Source organism: Paenibacillus sp. BAC0078, assembly GCF_054483875.1.
The window spans coordinates 598,012-615,123 of sequence record NZ_JBTLRW010000002.1 but is presented as its reverse complement, the minus strand read 5'-3'; the positions used below and the strand labels follow the sequence as shown (position 1 = coordinate 615,123).

General features: G+C 49.0%; 11 protein-coding genes. 6 read left to right on the top strand and 5 right to left on the bottom strand.

What is annotated here, in order from left to right; genetic code table 11:
- Nucleotides 1-6: 6 nt before the first annotated feature.
- A complete protein-coding gene (gene sbnA, locus ACX1DY_RS06185; protein ID WP_458963302.1) occupies nucleotides 7-2,265 on the bottom strand; it encodes a 2,3-diaminopropionate biosynthesis protein SbnA in 2,259 nt (752 codons plus the stop codon).
- Between the two features lie 104 nt (nucleotides 2,266-2,369).
- Here sbnA and ACX1DY_RS06180 point away from each other — a divergent pair, with 104 nt between their 5' ends.
- Nucleotides 2,370-3,212: a YheC/YheD family protein gene (locus ACX1DY_RS06180; RefSeq protein WP_458963301.1), complete on the top strand. Its 843-nt coding sequence runs from the start codon at nucleotides 2,370-2,372 to the stop codon at nucleotides 3,210-3,212.
- A gap of 84 nt (nucleotides 3,213-3,296) precedes the next feature.
- Here ACX1DY_RS06180 and ACX1DY_RS06175 read toward each other — a convergent pair whose 3' ends face one another.
- On the bottom strand, nucleotides 3,297-3,788 hold the full coding sequence (locus tag ACX1DY_RS06175; protein WP_458963300.1) for a GNAT family N-acetyltransferase: 492 nt from the start codon (nucleotides 3,786-3,788) through the stop codon (nucleotides 3,297-3,299).
- A complete protein-coding gene (locus tag ACX1DY_RS06170; protein ID WP_458963299.1) occupies nucleotides 3,785-6,448 on the bottom strand; it encodes an alpha-L-rhamnosidase in 2,664 nt (887 codons plus the stop codon). The genes ACX1DY_RS06175 and ACX1DY_RS06170 overlap by 4 nt, the downstream gene beginning before the upstream one ends.
- A gap of 104 nt (nucleotides 6,449-6,552) precedes the next feature.
- On the opposite strand from ACX1DY_RS06170, the gene ACX1DY_RS06165 reads away from it, so the two are divergent.
- Nucleotides 6,553-7,455, top strand: a complete 903-nt coding sequence (locus ACX1DY_RS06165) for an AraC family transcriptional regulator (protein ID WP_458963298.1) — start codon at nucleotides 6,553-6,555, stop codon at nucleotides 7,453-7,455.
- Nucleotides 7,456-7,547: 92 nt separating this feature from the next.
- Here ACX1DY_RS06165 and ACX1DY_RS06160 read toward each other — a convergent pair whose 3' ends face one another.
- Nucleotides 7,548-9,533 carry a beta-galactosidase gene (locus ACX1DY_RS06160; RefSeq protein ID WP_458963297.1) on the bottom strand — a complete coding sequence of 662 codons (1,986 nt, stop codon included), beginning with the start codon at nucleotides 9,531-9,533 and terminating at the stop codon, nucleotides 7,548-7,550.
- A 242-nt stretch (nucleotides 9,534-9,775) separates the two neighbouring features.
- Complete coding sequence (locus ACX1DY_RS06155; RefSeq protein ID WP_458963296.1) at nucleotides 9,776-11,263, bottom strand: DUF5605 domain-containing protein; 1,488 nt, start codon at nucleotides 11,261-11,263, stop codon at nucleotides 9,776-9,778.
- 297 nt (nucleotides 11,264-11,560) lie between these two features.
- Here ACX1DY_RS06155 and ACX1DY_RS06150 point away from each other — a divergent pair, with 297 nt between their 5' ends.
- The 4 genes from ACX1DY_RS06150 to ACX1DY_RS06135 all read left to right on the top strand — a co-directional run bounded on the left by ACX1DY_RS06150 (nucleotide 11,561) and on the right by ACX1DY_RS06135 (nucleotide 16,999).
- On the top strand, nucleotides 11,561-12,235 hold the full coding sequence (locus tag ACX1DY_RS06150; RefSeq protein WP_458963295.1) for a response regulator transcription factor: 675 nt from the start codon (nucleotides 11,561-11,563) through the stop codon (nucleotides 12,233-12,235).
- Nucleotides 12,232-13,287: a sensor histidine kinase gene (locus ACX1DY_RS06145; protein ID WP_458963294.1), complete on the top strand. Its 1,056-nt coding sequence runs from the start codon at nucleotides 12,232-12,234 to the stop codon at nucleotides 13,285-13,287. Before ACX1DY_RS06150 ends, ACX1DY_RS06145 begins: the two co-directional genes overlap by 4 nt.
- A gap of 200 nt (nucleotides 13,288-13,487) precedes the next feature.
- Nucleotides 13,488-15,239: an ABC transporter ATP-binding protein gene (locus tag ACX1DY_RS06140; RefSeq protein WP_458963293.1), complete on the top strand. Its 1,752-nt coding sequence runs from the start codon at nucleotides 13,488-13,490 to the stop codon at nucleotides 15,237-15,239.
- Nucleotides 15,239-16,999 (top strand): ABC transporter ATP-binding protein, encoded by a 1,761-nt coding sequence (locus tag ACX1DY_RS06135; RefSeq protein ID WP_458963292.1) that lies wholly within the window; start codon nucleotides 15,239-15,241, stop codon nucleotides 16,997-16,999. The genes ACX1DY_RS06140 and ACX1DY_RS06135 overlap by 1 nt, the downstream gene beginning before the upstream one ends.
- Nucleotides 17,000-17,112: the final 113 nt, after the last annotated feature.

The window sequence follows — 17,112 nt, the reverse complement described above, 5'->3', positions numbered from 1 at the left end:
TTGTCCTCAGGCAAGCCCTTTAGCCGCAAGCTCCCCGCCGAACTGGCTCTGAACCCATGAGTCCGAATATACCGTATCGAGGTAACGCTCCCCCTTGTCATGCAGAATGACTGCGCAGACAGAGCCCGAAGGTATTTCCTGCTCCATATGCTTAACTGCGGCAATAATCCCGCCGGAGGATGCCCCGGCCAGGATTGCTTCGCTCCGCAAGAGCGCCTGACAGCCTTTTACAATATCTAAATCCGAGACATGCACGATACGGTCGATCAGATCTCTTCTGCAGAAGGGCGGCACGATACCGGCACCCAGTCCCGGGAACCGCCGCTGTCCCTTATTTCCGCCAAAAATGGCGCTTCCCTCCGCATCGACGGCTACGATCTTGGTCCCCAGCCCGTGATCCCTTGCGTATTCCGCCAGACCCCGAATCGTACCGCACGTACTGACGCTGCAAAACAAATAATCTACCCGGCCAAGCTCAGTCACGATTTCCTTCATGGTTGTATGGTAATGGGACAGATAATTGTTAGGGTTCGCATATTGGTTCGGCCAGAAGCTGCCCGGTATTTCCGTGAGGAGCTGCTGCACGCGTTTCAATCTGGCAGGCAAAAACTCGCCGGTGTCAGGGTCGGGATCTGCAACATAGTCGATTGTTGCGTCCAAAGCCTTCAGGATTTGCAGATTCGTTTCCGTTGTTCTGGGGTCAACCACGCTGATAAAACGCAGCCCCGCATATTTGCAAATCATAGCCAGACTAATCGCCATATTTCCCGAACTCGATTCAATGATAGTCGTACCCGGTCCTATGGCTCCTTCCTTCCACGCCTCCTCAATCATCCGCAGGGCAGGACGGTCTTTCGCACTTCCCCCAGGGTTCAGCAGCTCCATTTTGGCGTGGACCTCAAGCCCGCTCGTCTGGAACAGCTTGCCCAGCTTGATTAAGGGCGTATTTCCGATGGTTGATACAATGCCTTCATCCAGATTCAGCTCTGCCCTGTCTTTAGCTTTCTGGTAATATAGCTTTTTGTTCTTCACCTGCCCGCTGTCCAGCGGCTCATCTTCGGCAGCGATTATAACCTCAATATCGTTCAGCAAATGATTCTGGATCATCATGCCGATTTCCGGAATGCATTCCCTGATTTCCTGCCTGATTGCCTGAACAGTGGCGTCTGCTGCAGATTTGCTTTTGATATAGACAGTCAGCGCATTGTTCCTTACATTAACCCGGATGATCGCATCCTCAAGATGGCGGTATACAACCTGTTCGATATCGTACAGGCTGATCTTTTCCCCGTGCTTCAACTCCCGGCCTACCCGTTTGACAATGGACTTAAAGCTCATCTTTTCTACCCCGCCTATCATCACGGGCCTGAAATCCCTCACGACGTCATAGGTAACGAAACGGATGGCAGGCAGCATCTTGCGGACGTTCGAGGTAAGCACCAGAATGCTTTCATCTGCACCTAGCGGCCGCAAATCCTCATCTAACTCCTGTGTCCCGATCCCTTCCGCATAAATTCCATCGGCAAAAATATACCTGCCAAGCTCATGCGAGTAATAAGCAATCGTGCCGACTTCAATGGAGCCATACGTGTCGATGATATCGCGCGGCTCCAGACCGAACAGGCGGGCCATATTGCGCTGCCACTCTGGCGTGGCGATTTCCCCGACCAGAATGATTTTGCGGATGCCGAAGGCACGCGGATTACCCGCAGCGTATACGATATGGTCAAGGATGGAAGGCATCGTGTACAGCAGATCCGGCTGAAAGGCTTGCAACCGTTCAATGTGCTGTTCGATGGGCAGCTCAAAGGGAATTGCACTATTTTCCAGGCCAAGCCGTTCAAATATGGTTAACGCAGTGTTCGCTGCATGTCCGGTCCCCATATCCGCCACAGCTCTTGTGCAGCCGCTTCCCGCCAGAAGCTTACCGAACAGCTTTATTTTGATATCAATGTAGTGCCTGTCGTCTTCCTTGGAGTAGAATATGGATTTTCGGCGGCCCGAGCTTGTACCCGATGTCCTGTATACGGCCAATGAAGGGTCGGCTGGCCTCGTGTAATAATAGGTTTCCAGTATTTTTGACGTCATAAGCGGCAGGTCCTGTAGGCTGTAACTCGTTTTCTCACCGCCGATCAGCCCCTTGTACCAAGGATAACCCCCGATGACCTCCAGCACCTTATCCTGCAATTCGTCCAGCAGCATCATTGCCGCCTCCTGCTCTGCCGCTTGCCGCGGCTTATATAGATAAACACCCATAATAAGCATATGTAACATTCTTTCGGTGTGTTCGATTACTGGGCGGCTGCCCAATCAAAAACTGGGCCATTCTCGTAATATAGCCTATAGATCCTTTGGCACGGAGGGATAAAGTGAAGAAGCAGATCAGGCGCATATCCAATAAGCTGACGAAAACAAGGGTGCTGGCTGGAAGCCAGGAGCTGAAGAGGCATATCCCCACAACGAAAAGAATGAATAAGAGCGTACTGCATGAGATGCTGCAAAAATATAAGATGGTGTACATTAAGCCATGCTGCGGATCTTTGGGCCAGGGCGTGATTCGGGTTGAAAAAACGGCCAGCGTCGGCGTGAACAGCAAGGGGAGCAGTGATCCTGCCCGCCGGAAGAAACAGATGCAATACCGCTATCAGGCGGGTACGCAGGTGCACAAATTCTCTGATTACGACACGGCTTATCGTGCAATCTTGAGGGAAACTCTGGGGAAATCGTATTTAGTCCAAAAAGGTATCCGGCTGCTGGGTTACGATGGACGTCCCTCCGATATCCGGGTGATGGTGCAGCGCAATCCTAAGAAGCAATGGGAAGCTACGGGAGTTGCAGGACGCGTGGCGCATCCTCGCAAGGTGGTTACCAACGGAAGCCAAGGGGGGACGATTTATCCGGTTGAGGAATTGCTTAGCACCTACACAAGCGCAGAGGAGCGCGAAGATTTGATCACGGCAATAAAAGAAATCGGTGTAAAGTCAGCCCAGCAGTTAAGCGCCACCTATCCGGGCCTTCAGGAAATCGGTGTAGACATCGCCTTGGACCAGCGCCTGAAGCCCTGGATTCTGGAAGTAAATACAGCCCCCGACCCCTGCCCGTTTACGAAGCTGAAGGACCACAGTATGATTGACCGAATTGTCAGATATGGTAAAGCCTACGGCCGGACTTACAATCTTAAGTGCATGAAGGCAAAGAAGGGTGTGGTGTAATCAGCCGCAGGTAACAAGAGCAACAAGCAGCGAGGCTCCCAATGACCACGGGCTCGCTGCTTTGCCGGCTATTTACGCCGTACTCTACAAATTTTTAATCATCACTTTTTGTCCGCTTTCCTCGGCAAGGATCTCAAAGTTCATGCTTTCATATAGAGCGTTTGCTGCTTTATTATTCGAAAATACATTCAAAACAATTTTATTTACTCCTTCTTTCTTCATCAGATCTCCCATGAAATTAATCATTTTTGTACCATAGCCTGCTCTGCGAAAGGAATCATAAACTATGATGTCATAAATGAATGACACATCCATCTCCAGTATCCTTCTCTTTCCGTACCATAGGAATCCAACCTCTTCATCCGCAGCATTGACCATAATGTCTAGATGATGACCTTTGGTGTGTACTCCATCCGGCAATAATTTAGCTATTTCAGACAGAGCCAGATTTCTTGCTTCCTCAGCATTAGTTATTCCAGACTGTACCAGCTCCTTCTCATATTGGACGGCTATTGTCTCCTGGTACTCCATAAATTCATCTTCCCGCATTTTTCTGGATGCCATTATTTCCTTCATTGTCTGTCCTCCTTCGTATCTCCCTGACAGATGATCTCGTAGAAGCCAGTCTTAAGTACGATCATAACATGATCTTCCGCTTCCGTATAATTCAGGCTCGAATTCTCAAGAGCTGTACCATTTACCGTAACGCGCTTAACATCCGTATCCCGAATCACCAGATCGGCTTCAGCATTGAATGGAATGCGGAACTGATAACGCAGGCCATACTCCTCATAGCTCCAGCCGCTCTCATACAGCCCAACAGCCGTATTGAGAGATGCCTTTGCATAACTCAGAAGACGGTTGGGCTGCGGCGCCAGCCGTATTTTTCTGAAGCCCGGAAATTCCTCTATAGGATTTAGTCCGCACATATTCCGGTACATCCATTCAACAATGGAGCCGTACGTATAGTGGTTCAATGAATTCATGCCAAGCTCACCAAACCTTCCATCTGGAAGCAGAGAGTTCCATCTTTCCCATATCGTTGTAGCCCCTAATTTGACCTCATATAACCAGCTTGGAAATTCTTCATTAAGCAGCAGTTGATAGGCCAGATCATTATGCCCATGCTCGGACAGCACCCGGCAAATATATGGCGTTCCGACGAAACCTGTGCTTAAATAGTTCTTGTTACTCTCCAGATTTTTCCTGAGTGATTCTACAATTCTTTCCCGGTGCTTCTCTGGAACGAGGTCCATAAACAGAGCAAGGATACAGGCTGTTTGTGTTTCTGCCACCAGACGCCCTCTCGTTGTCAGAAACTCCTCGCAAAAGGCTTCCTTCACCTCATTTGAAAGCTGCTGATATTCATTGAATATAGCTTCTTTGCCCAGAACCTTAGCGGCTTTTGCTACCAGTTCCGATGAATAGGCGTAATATGCAGTTGCAATAATGTCGGTTGGTGTTCCGCCAAATACATCAAATTCCCCTTTGCCATCGAGGGCCAGCCAATCCCCAAAGTGGAAGCCTGTATTCCACAGCCTGCCGCCATCATCCAGCCCCCTAATGTAGTCAACATAATCCTTCATACTGTCTAGCTGCTGCTCCAAAATCGCTTTGTCGCCATAATGAAGATACAAATTCCAAGGAATGACTGTCGCTGCTTCCGACCATGCGCTGGAGCCGCCGGACAAAAAATTATTTTCCCCTGTCCTGTTCATTCCGAAGCTTGGGATCACATGAGGTACGACCCCGCCCATACCGGACTGTTCTTTGGCCAGATCATACAGATATTTGTGAAAAAAAGCATCCGAATCCATGTTAAAGCACGCGGTTCCCGAGAACATCTGAGCATCCCCTGTCCACCCCATCCGTTCATCGCGCTGCGGACAATCGGTTGGAACGTCAAGAAAATTCCCTTTTTGTCCCCATAACGCATTCAAAATCAGCCGGTTCACCATCGGATTAGACGTTTCTATATGCCCCGCCCGTTCCAAATCGGAGTAAACAACGTTGCCGGTGAAATCCTCCGCTCTTACATCCCCAAGCCATCCCTCTACCTTCACGTACCTGAAACCGTAGAATGTAAAATGTGGCTGCACTTCACCCGGCTGCCCATTGGAGGTATATTTGAACTCCGCTTTGGCTGTACGGAGATTCTCCCTGTAGAAGCTACCTTCTTGCATTTCTTCACCGTAATGGAGAGTTATGGTGTGGCCCTTGGGAGCACTATTGTCAAAGCTAACCCAGCCTACCATATTCTGACCCATATCAAGCACAATCTCGCCTTTGGGCGTATAAATAACGTCGACAGGCTTCAGCTTTTCCTTGATCCGCACTGGAATACTTCTTCGCGCTTCGAGAAGATTGAAATCAATGTCAATAGGACGCACTCCTGACCAGTTGTCGTCATTGAGTAAAGCGGTTGACCAAGCTTCATCATATTTATTAGCATCCTGAATCTCGCCATCATAAATATTACTGTCAAGAACATGGGATGGCGCAGCTTTCCAGCTTCTATCAGTGGATATGATATCCGTGCTCCCGTCCGTATACCGGACAACTAGCTCGCAGAGAAAAGCAAAGCTGTCCCCGTAATGACTCCCCTCTTCGCCTTGAAAGCCAAAACGTCCCTTGTACCAGCCATTACCGAGCATAGCACCTACGGCATTGTTCCCCTTGGTTATTAGAGATGTAACATCAAAGGTCTGGTATTGAATCCAGTGATTATAGCTGTTGCAATAAGGCGTTAAGTATTCGTCCCCGACCCGCCCGCCGTTAATTTCAACCTCATATAACCCTAATCCGCATACATAAAGATTTGCCTGGGCGATCTCTCCGCTAATACTGAAACGTTTTCTCAAAAGGGGATGGACGGCTTTATCCTCCCAGTCCGGGGTGATCCATTGGCCTGACCAGGGCTGTTCCAGCTTAGAGGTCTCAAACCATGCAGCAGAACTAATAATATCACCGATATCCGTCCATACATGCACCCTCCAGTAATATCTGGTACAAGGCTCTAATTTCATTTCCAGCGTATAACCGATACTATCAATATCCTCTCGAACGCCGCTGTCATGCACGATGTTTAAGAATTCCCCGTCATATGCCACTTCTACTTGGCAAGCCTTTTGGATGGTTGCCCCCTCAGCCTCCGTCACCCAGCTTAGGCGGGGTTTGTTAAGGTTATACCCTAATGGATTTACGATACGGTTGCATTTCATAGAAGCTATTTTCATTTAAACTCTCCTCTTTGAAAAAGAATTTACCGCATATCCAGAGTATACCTGCTTCATATTTTCAATTTCTTGGGGGCATATTATAATTGTATGGGGTGAATTTTATGAATAACGCTGCTATTTACCGTGATTCCGGCGAGCGATTTTTTAATAACGGCAATTCTATATTTCTCAACTTATTTAGTGAGAGCTCGGAACCACACTTACATGTTCATGACTTTATCGAAATTTCATATGTGGCCTCTGGATCAGGCATACATATTCTTGGGGATAACAAGTATGAAGTCTGCAAGGGCGATTTGTTTCTGATCAACTACCAGACCCCACACGAATTCAGATCCATTGATTCTCCTGGTGCGCCCCCCTTACAAGTCTATAACTGTGTATTCAAGCCGGATTTTATTGATGTTAATCTTAATGATTATAAGGATTTCAGCGACGTTATCCACTATCTCTCCTTTCGTTCTATTTTTTCTTTAGAAGCTGACAGTATTGATGATCTAAAAATATTAGGCGGAGAAAACTTGGCTATAGAGGCAATTTATAAGAAAATGCTAGTAGAATTCACGAATCAAGAGGACGGATATATTGAAATTCTCAGAGCATACCTTATGGAATTGCTTATTACAATCTTTCGTTCTTTAAAAAAATCGTACAAGACCGATAACAGCAGAATGTCACATCATGCCAAGCTTATAGAAAAATCCATCCAATACCTGAAAGCAAATTACACAATAAGCACAAAGCTTAACGAGCTTGCCTCTCATTCGTTCCTGAGTCCTACTTATTTCTGCAGGCTGTTCAAGGATCATACGGGCATGACAATTTCAGAGTATGTTCAGAAGCTGCGAATTGAAGAGGCCTGCAATTTGCTTACACATACGGACAACAAAATTATTGTTGTCGCTGGGCAGGTAGGCTATAAAGACATTAAACATTTCAATGAGGTATTCAAGAAACTTACCGGTAAGACTCCAAGTGATTATAAGAAATTACATGGAAGGTGAAATATATAGTGCATTCTAAGCAAAAGAGAAAGCCGTCGCCAGCGTGCCATTGGTCCGCTAGTGACGGCTTTTCTGTTCCTTCTATTAGCGGTCTAGAAACCGGTTCTTGGTATTTCCTCAGGCGCCTGAGCGATCGGTTCCATCCGGCCGGACCGGACTTCATACATGTTCCGATGAGCGATGATCATCTGTTCCACCAAAGGCTGATATGGCCGCTGGCAGACATCAACTGCCCCGATCTGATAATTCTCCCCGTCAAAACGCCCCAGTACCGTCTGATCGTTAAGCTGAAAATAATGAACACCGATCAGACTTGGTATTGCAGCAGCTTGTTCTACGTAATAGCGGTAAGCGAGCCCCCGGTCCTGCTGGGTAGTCACTGCCCGGATACCATAAGCCGGCAAGCCGGAATCTGCAGCTCCGAAGTGAAATTCCCCAATCATCACCGGTCGCTTAAGCCTCCTGCTGATACGCTCGATAAGCTCCCGGTCCGGTTGAAGCTGATAGCAATTGATGCTGAATACATCGAAGGCTTCGCAGCCTTCCAGTAGATCTTCATTGGAAATCCAGGCGTAGCGCATACCCAGATTCAAATGCCGGGGATCAACAGCTTTGCAAGCCCTTGCAGGAATTTCTACATAACGCCTGATCATCATCCGGTTGAATAACGTAAAATCGTTCCCTCGCTCCTCATTACCTTCTGCCGATGCTTTTTGGTTATCCAAGAGGTCCTGGAAATTATCAAACGAGGATTCCCAAGCCGTGTTCCAGCGCTCGACTGTTCCATACTTATCTTCGAGCCAGGCAATTAGTCGGTATTTGGACGCGTACGGAACGGGGCTGCGCAGCATCTCCTCCGTCAAATTCAGTCCGTCAACGAAAGCCCACTGCGGTTCGTTCCGCATGAAATAGCCCACCAGTCTCTTGTCTTCCTTAAGCGCAACCAATTGCTTAGCGAACTCCGCCGCACTCTCCTCGTATCCGGGGCTGAAGACGTCCGGGAAATCGCGATAAATTGCCTCTTTCGTCGAAGGAAAGCTGTGCATCGGATAAACATACGGAAGCTTGGAGCTGGAGATAAAATCCGGATCGGACCAGTTTCCAATCGTGTTGATGCCCCACTCCTTCAATCGCTGCTCCGTCAATTCCCTCCAGCATTCCCGCCACCGCTCCCCGAACGTGCGGATCATGTTGGCGATAAAGGGCGAGTATCCGCTCTTGCTCCACGCATCCTTAAACGGCCCTTCCCGCTCAGGAAGCACGGGCAGCAAATGCTCCATTCCCGTTACCTGCAGCTCGGAAGAAGGCCCGACGCAGTCCATCCCGGCGCTGAATAAAGCGTATCCATCCGGGTCAACAAACCACCAGTTCGCTCCATCGAACTCGGTCCGAAAATACCCGGTAGCCGCAAATTGCAGCTTCTTCCAGCCGCCATAGCTGCCGTTAGGCCAATCGGGATTTCCCTCCCCTTGCCGCGCCCTGGCAAGCTCCTCATTTAATGCAGCTATCATTTCTTCGGCAGACTTCGTTTTTCCCTGCCACTCCTTCCAGGAGAGCTGCCCCAGCTCATCAATATATTGGCTGGGAGTATACTTGAACTCCGGCTCTTCCCGTGTCAGCCGCAGCCCCGATACTTCGAACCGCCTATCGGTAACCGAAGGAATCGTACAGACCGAGAGTCCTTCAATCCGGCTGCGGTCCACAAAGGAATCTCCCCTGAGTAGTGATTGCAGCACGCCGGGATAACGGTCCAAAAATAGCTTTTCACCATTTAAAGCCTTCAGCGGCAAGCACAATCGCGTTGTTACACGAGGAAGAACGCCGTAATGAACCGAAACAGAGCGCCCGGCAGTATCCCGAAAATTGAAAATGATAACCAGTACATCGTGGCATTCATGGTAAATATCTGCGGTCAAATATTCATAGTCCTTCCAAATACCCGGTGCATACTGCGATAAATCGAGAGCTGCGCCGCCCCCCTCCGGAGTTGTTTCAATCTGAAAATGATCCTCCGCAAATGTTGTAATTCTGATCCCTTCGGGAACGCTACGGAATGTACCTGCCAAAGATAATGTCATCCTCTGCTTTGCTCCTCCCATAAAAACTCAGAATAAAACTGCATGCCCAAGCAAATTCACAGTCATTATATAGGGGAATTTTTAACAAGTCGATGCCCTTATCTGAAGAACATATCCAATAGATTCAGGTCATTTATACTCTTCGCGGATGAAATCCGTAGACAAAGGCGGACGCATTCGCTCCGTAAGTATCCAAACTTCCCCTCCCGTCACTTCTGCCCTTTTTATTTTTTCTTTAGTTTTTATATAGGAATTGCTGTCATTCTCACAGCCATGTAAGTCCGCTCAGGCAGAGCGATCTGGAAAGTGCCTTCATAGCTATCCTCCAACCTCTCCACAGTCATGTTCCAGGTATCGAGCAGTTCAACCTTAAAGCGGATGTTTGGTTTCATCTTGAACTCACGGAACTTTGGCTGATTGAATCCGAAATAAAACAGATAGTATTCATCTTCAATCCCTGCACAGGGCAAATCCCAATCGGAAGGCAACGGGTTCAAGCCCTCTGCCGGTCCCTCTTCCATTACACGGCGTAAAAACGCAATACGCGCAGGACTGGTTCCGTAGAGTTGACCGCCTTTGGCCCACCATATTTTGTCCTCTGGATGCAGATAAGTTTCACCATGTCCGACATATCCTCCGCGAACGAAGCCTTCCCAGAAGCGCCGGACCATTTCTTGCCCGGTAATGTTTCCCCAACCGTACTCCAGATTGCCTTCGTATGCACATTCGTCGATAACTATCGGCTTATTCCATTGTTTTCTCCATTCGTCTGTATTCTCGGCCGTCTTGTATACGTCAACACGCTGAATACTGCAATGAGTAACCCACGGTTTGTGAAAATCATAAACTATTGAACCATTGTGGTTAGATATCAGATGGCCATAAGGATCGTTGTCCGTTACAATTTGAGCGAACCGCTCCCAGTCATCAAGGTTTTTGGTCCTCATAAAATCGTATTCATTAGCAAGAGACCACCAAATATGGCGATACGCAGAAAGTCTTGCTACAATGTACCGTAGGTATAGATCGTCTGCATCCTTGCCCATTTCAGCGAATCCCCAGCGGTCGTAGGGATGGAATAGAATCAGGTCTGCTTCAATACCAAGCTCGCCGAGATCGGCAATCCTTTCCTCCAAATGCCTAAAAAACCCCGGATTAAACCTGCTATAGTCCCAGCCCTGCTCAAGCGAACCTTCAAACGGAAAGTAGACCGGCTCATTGGTGTTATATGAATATGATTTAGGGAATACACACATTCTCAATTTGTTAAATGGATTCGCTTTCAAGGTTGCCAATGTTTGCTGCTCCATGGCTTCTCCCTGATGGATCCATGCGTAGCAAGTTGTGCCGACTGGCAGATAACGTGTTCCGTCCTCATAAGCAAAATGAAAAGTATTTTTTACCCGGACCGGTCCGTGGTTTCCTGTCTTTGCAGCTACACATTCGAATACGCCTTCGATTCCATGAAGAGAATGTTCTGTGCTGTTTGTTCTGAACAACCACTTCCCTTCGCTGTCCGGCATGAATCTGATGCAATACACACCTTCTCCATCATAGAACCCAGAGGTTTGAATGGAGCGTTCTCCAAAAGTAAATTCTGCGTTCAACGAAACGTCCACAAATGGATTGCCTTGTACGGGCCCTCCATGCAGTACAATTTCACATACTCCCCACTTAGACACCTTCTCTGGGATCACAGCGGAAATGTTTTCTTGTGTTTTATAAGCCACAACATAATCTCCTTCCTATTATTCTTGAAAATTATGAAAGACCAATAATTAAGCTAAACACAAACTAAATTTCAACGAACATTTACCACTTTTTTACTCATTCAAATCCTACATCAACTTAAATACATCGTCAATACAGTTATAATATAATGAACAAAAGCCCAAGGAACAGAAAGATTCTACCTTCAAACTAAACTTACTAAACAAAAGTACATTTCTTGCCTAATCCTTTTCAGGATGGTTATGATAGGGTTAGATGTTCTACCATCAAATGACCACACCATTGGAGTGAAAGCGATGATCCATATACTGGTTGCAGAAGATGACCGGCATGCCAGAAGACTGCTTGAAGCCGTGCTGAAACGTGAAGGTTACCTGGTGTCCACCGCCGAAGACGGGGTACGGGCAATGGAGGTGCTCGAACAGCAGCATATCGACCTGATCATTCTTGATATTATGATGCCGAATATGGACGGGTATGAGTTCGCCAAGGAGCTCCGGGATGCCGGCAACCAGATTCCCATTCTGATGGCTACAGCCAAGCATCTTCCTGAGGATAAAAAGAAGGGCTTCCGCCTCGGGACCGACGATTATATGACGAAGCCGATTGATACCGAGGAAATGCTGCTGCGGATTCAGGCCTTGCTTCGCCGTTCCCAGATCGCAAGTGCCCGTAAGCTGGTTGTAGGCAAGGTGATTCTGGACCATGATGCCTTGACGGTTACACGGGACGAGGAGAAGCAGACCCTTCCGCAAAAAGAGTTCTACCTGCTGTATAAGCTGCTGTCCTACCCGGACCGCATCTTCACCCGTATCCAACTGATGGACGAAATCTGGGGGATGCAAAGTGAGAGCACGGACACCACGGTCAATGTGCATATCAACCGTCTGCGGAAGCGGTTCGAAGGGTATCCCGAATTCGAACTGGTGTCTGTCCGCGGCCTCGGCTATAAGGCGGTGCGGAATCCATGAGCAGATTGGGTGCAAGAATCAAAGAGAAAATCACCCTGCCGTTCCTATTTTCACTGATGGTATGCGTTATTTTCCTAATCACCGTTGTGATCACCGGTATATTGTTCTTTCTGGCCCATTTCTTCGGGCTGCTGAATAATGAAATCGCCCAGGGCGGAATTGTGCTGCCCATCATGATTTTGTTATCCTGCATCATTATCGGAACCGCGATCTCCGGCTTAGCCAGCCGCAAAATGGTTCAGTCGATCCGGGAGTTTATTGATGCAACCAAGCGGCTGGCCGCCGGCGATTTCTCCACGCGCCTGTATTTGAAGAGTCCCCCTGAGTACCGGATTCTGTCTGAGAATTTTAACCGGATGGCCGAGGAGCTCGGCGGTATTGAGATATTGCGTACCGATTTCGTGAACAATTTCTCCCATGAATTCAAGACACCGATTGTCTCAATCAAAGGCTTTGCCGAAATCCTGAAGCATGACGACCTCTCCAGAGAAGAACGGAATGAATATCTGGATATCGTCATTGAGGAATCCGCCAGACTGGCCTCCTTGGCCTCAAATGTGCTGGAGCTGTCGAAGATTGAGACACAGACTATTCTGACAGATAAGCAAAAAGTGAATATCGGAGAACAGATCCGCCAGTGTGTGCTGCTGCTGGCCGCCAAAATCGAAAAAAAACATGTATCGCTCGATCTCACCCTGCATGATTATTCCCTATCCGGCAATAAAGAGCTGCTCAATCAGGTCTGGCTTAATCTGCTGGATAATGCGGTCAAGTTCACACCGGAGCATGGAACAATCACTATCGGGATGAAACGGACGGCAGAATCGCTGGAGGTGGTGTTCCGTGACACCGGCAGCGGGATTGATCCGGAGGCCGTCCCCAGAATCTTCGATAAATTCTACCAGGCGGATACGTCCCACTCGGCAGCCGGCAATGGACTCGGCCTGACCATCGTACAGCAAATCATTAGCCTGCACGGCGGCAAGGTTGCTTGCGAGAGCACACCTTCCGAAGGAACAGCATTTATCGTCACATTGCCGTCTGGAGCATAAAAATAACCCCACAAAGTGAGGCTTTGGCTTCGAAGCCTTGTCAGGTACTTTGCGGGGACCCCAGAAACATATAAATTAAACAAAGCTTTGAAAGAACCGCGAGGTTTTTTCAAAGCTTTTTCTATTTTTCAGAAAAGTTAACTTTCAGTTTATGTTGTTCCGGTACCATACATACATCATCACACAAAGGAGTCAGACTTATGGTCAAAATACTCAAGTACTTAAACCCGAAGGAATGGGCTCTCTTCGGCGTCAGCATCCTTTTTATCGTTGCCCAGGTATGGCTCGATCTCGAATTACCCGATTATATGAGTGAAATTACCCGGCTGGTTCAGACACCGGGAAGCGAAATGAGCGAGATTATGGCTACCGGCGGCTGGATGCTGCTGTGTGCGCTCGGCAGTCTGGCGACCTCGATTGTTGTTGCCGGCATCGCGGCCCGGATCGCGGCCAACTTCTCGGCCCGGCTGCGCTCCAAGCTGTTCGATAAGGTGCAGTCCTTCTCCATGGAGGAGATCAACAGCTTCTCGACAGCCAGCCTGATTACCCGTTCGACCAACGATATTACCCAGGTGCAGATGCTGATTGTTATCGGTCTGCAGTTGCTGGTGAAAGCCCCGATCCTTGCAGTGTGGGCACTGCTGAAGATTACCGGCAAGAGCTGGCAATGGTCGCTGACGACCGGTATTGCCGTCGGAGTGCTTATCCTGATCGTCGGGATCTGTGTCGTGCTCGTGCTGCCGAAGTTCCAGAAGCTGCAGCAGCTGACCGATAACCTGAACCGGGTATCCAGAGAGAATCTGACCGGACTGCGCGTTATCCGTGCTTATAATGCGGAAGGCTATCAGGAGGATAAGTTCAGCGGAGCTAATGATGATCTCACCCGGACGAACCTGTTCGCGAACAGTGTACTGGCGGTACTTATGCCAAGCATCACCATGATTATGAGCGGGCTGAGCCTTGCAATTTATTGGGTAGGCGCGGGACTGATCCAATCTGCCAATATGGCTGACAAAATGGGTACATTCTCCAACATGATCATTTTCTCGTCCTATGCGATTCAGGTGGTTATGGCCTTTATGATGCTGATTATGATCTTCATTCTGATGCCCCGCGCCCATGTCGCGGCCAAACGGATCAACGAAGTGCTGGATACCAAGCCAAGACTGACGAACGGATCGCTGACCGCTTCGCCTTCCAAGCTTGCCGGTGAGGTGGAATTCAGAAATGTCAGCTTTAAATATCCCGATGCAGATGATTATGTCATTAAAGATATCAGCTTTACCGCGAGCAAAGGCGAAACCGTCGCCTTCATCGGCTCGACCGGCTGCGGCAAAAGCACCGTTGTCAACCTGATCCCCCGCTTCTATGATGCAACCGATGGTGAGGTGCTCGTCGACGGGATGAACGTTAATGAGTACGAACAGAGCGCGCTCCGCAACAAGATGGGTTATGTCTCGCAAAAAGCAGTGCTGTTCGGCGGGACAGTATCGTCCAATATCGCCTTCGGCGACAACGGCAGTGACATTTCCGCTGAAGTGGTGGACGCCGTATATACTTCCCAGGCTTCAGATTTCGTAGAGAAAATGGATGGCAGCTATGATGCGCACATTGCTCAGGGTGGTTCCAATCTGTCCGGCGGCCAGAAGCAAAGGCTGTCCATCGCCCGGGCCGTCGCCCGCCGTCCGGAAATTCTGATCTTCGACGATTCCTTCTCCGCGCTGGATTATAAAACGGACCGCAAACTGCGCAGCGAGTTGAAAAAAGGCTCCCACGGAACCACGATGCTGATTGTCGCCCAGCGGATCGGTACCATTAAGGATGCGGATAAGATCATCGTGCTGGAAGACGGCCGCATTGCCGGCATAGGCACACATGAGGAATTAATGGACAACTGCAGCGTCTATCAAGAAATTGCTTATTCGCAGCTGTCTAAGGAGGAGTTGGCATAATGTCTGCAAACAACAAACAACCCGGCACCTGGAGCAAGCTTCTCCGTTATTGCCGCAAATATATTCCAGTAGTACTCATAGCCGTAATCAGTGCAGCTATCGGGACAGTGCTTACCCTGCTCGGTCCGGATCAGCTCTCGGAGATGACCGACCTGATTACCAAGGGCATCGCCACCGGAATCGACTTGGATGCAGTGGCTTCTATCGGATTTTACCTAATCATTATCTATGGGATCAGCGCTCTACTGTCTCTAACACAGGGACTCATTATGGCAAATGTGACGCAGAAAGTCTCCAAACGTTTAAGAGCCGATCTGGCCCACAAAATGAACAGACTCCCGATCTCCTACTACAATAAATCGACGACCGGCGATATTCTTTCCCGGGTAACCAATGATGTGGATACCATCGGGCAAGCGATGAATCAGAGCGTAGGTATGCTGGTCACCGCGATCTCGCTGTTCATCGGGTCGATCGTCATGATGCTCAAGACGAATTGGATCATGACCGTTACAGCAGTTGTCGCGACGGTCATTGGCTTCGGTCTGATGATGGTTATTATGAAGCAATCCCAGAAGTATTTTCAGAGCCAGCAAGAATACTTGGGTAAGATCAACGGTCATGTGGAAGAAGTCTACACCGGACATACCGTTGTAAAAGCCTACAATGCCGAAGCGCAGATGCGCGGCGCATTTGAAGATTTGAACGGAAACCTGAAAAACAGTGCATTCAAGGCCCAGTTCCTCTCCGGTCTGATGATGCCGATTATGATGTTTATCGGGAATTTGGGCTTTGTGGCCGTCTGTGTGGTTGGTGCTATACTGGCGTCGAACGGAGACATTTCCTTCGGGGTCATCGTCGCTTTCATGATGTACGTCCGGTTCTTTACCCAGCCGCTCTCGCAGATTGCCCAGGCTGCGCAGAGCTTGCAATCCGCTTCAGCGGCCGGCAAACGCGTCTTTGAATTCCTGGAAGCTGAGGAAATGGACGATGAGAGCCAGAAGACGGTACGACTGGAAGCCGCAACCGGCAGAGTGAAATTCGAACACGTGAAATTTACCTATGAGGGTACGGACAAACCGGTCATCAAGGACTTCTCCACCGAGGTTCAGCCGGGTCAAAAAATCGCCATTGTCGGCCCTACCGGCGCCGGCAAAACGACGCTCGTCAATCTGCTCATCCGTTTCAATGAACTGACCGGCGGCGAGATTTACATCGACGATACTCCGATCAGCAGCCTGACCCGGGAGAATATCCATGACCAGTTCTGTATGGTGCTGCAGGACACCTGGCTGTTTGATGGTACAATCCGCGAGAATCTGGTGTATAACCAGACCGGTATTACCGATCAGGAGATTCAGGATGCCTGCAAGTCGGTGGGCCTGCACCATTTCATCCAGACCTTGAGCGCCGGTTACGATACAGTATTGAACGACAAAGTCAATTTGTCAGCCGGACAAAAGCAGCAGCTCACCATTGCCCGCGCGATGCTCAAAAATGCGCCGATGCTCATTCTCGACGAGGCGACCAGCTCGGTCGATACCCGGACAGAGCTGCTGATCCAGCAGGCGATGGACCGGCTCATGGAAGGCCGAACCTCCTTCGTCATCGCCCACCGGCTCTCGACCATCAAGAATGCCGATGTCATTCTCGTGCTGAAGGACGGCGACATTCTGGAGAGCGGCAGCCACAGCGAGCTGCTGGCCAAAAACGGCTTCTACGCCGAGCTATATAACAGCCAATTCGAGCAGGCTTCTTAAAGCACTGAACGAAATCACATTGGACATCACCAAAAAGAGGCTTCCTTCAGCAAACATGTAAAAGAGCAGCCAGCCCAGGAATTATTCTGGGCTGGCTGCTCATGATGAACTCA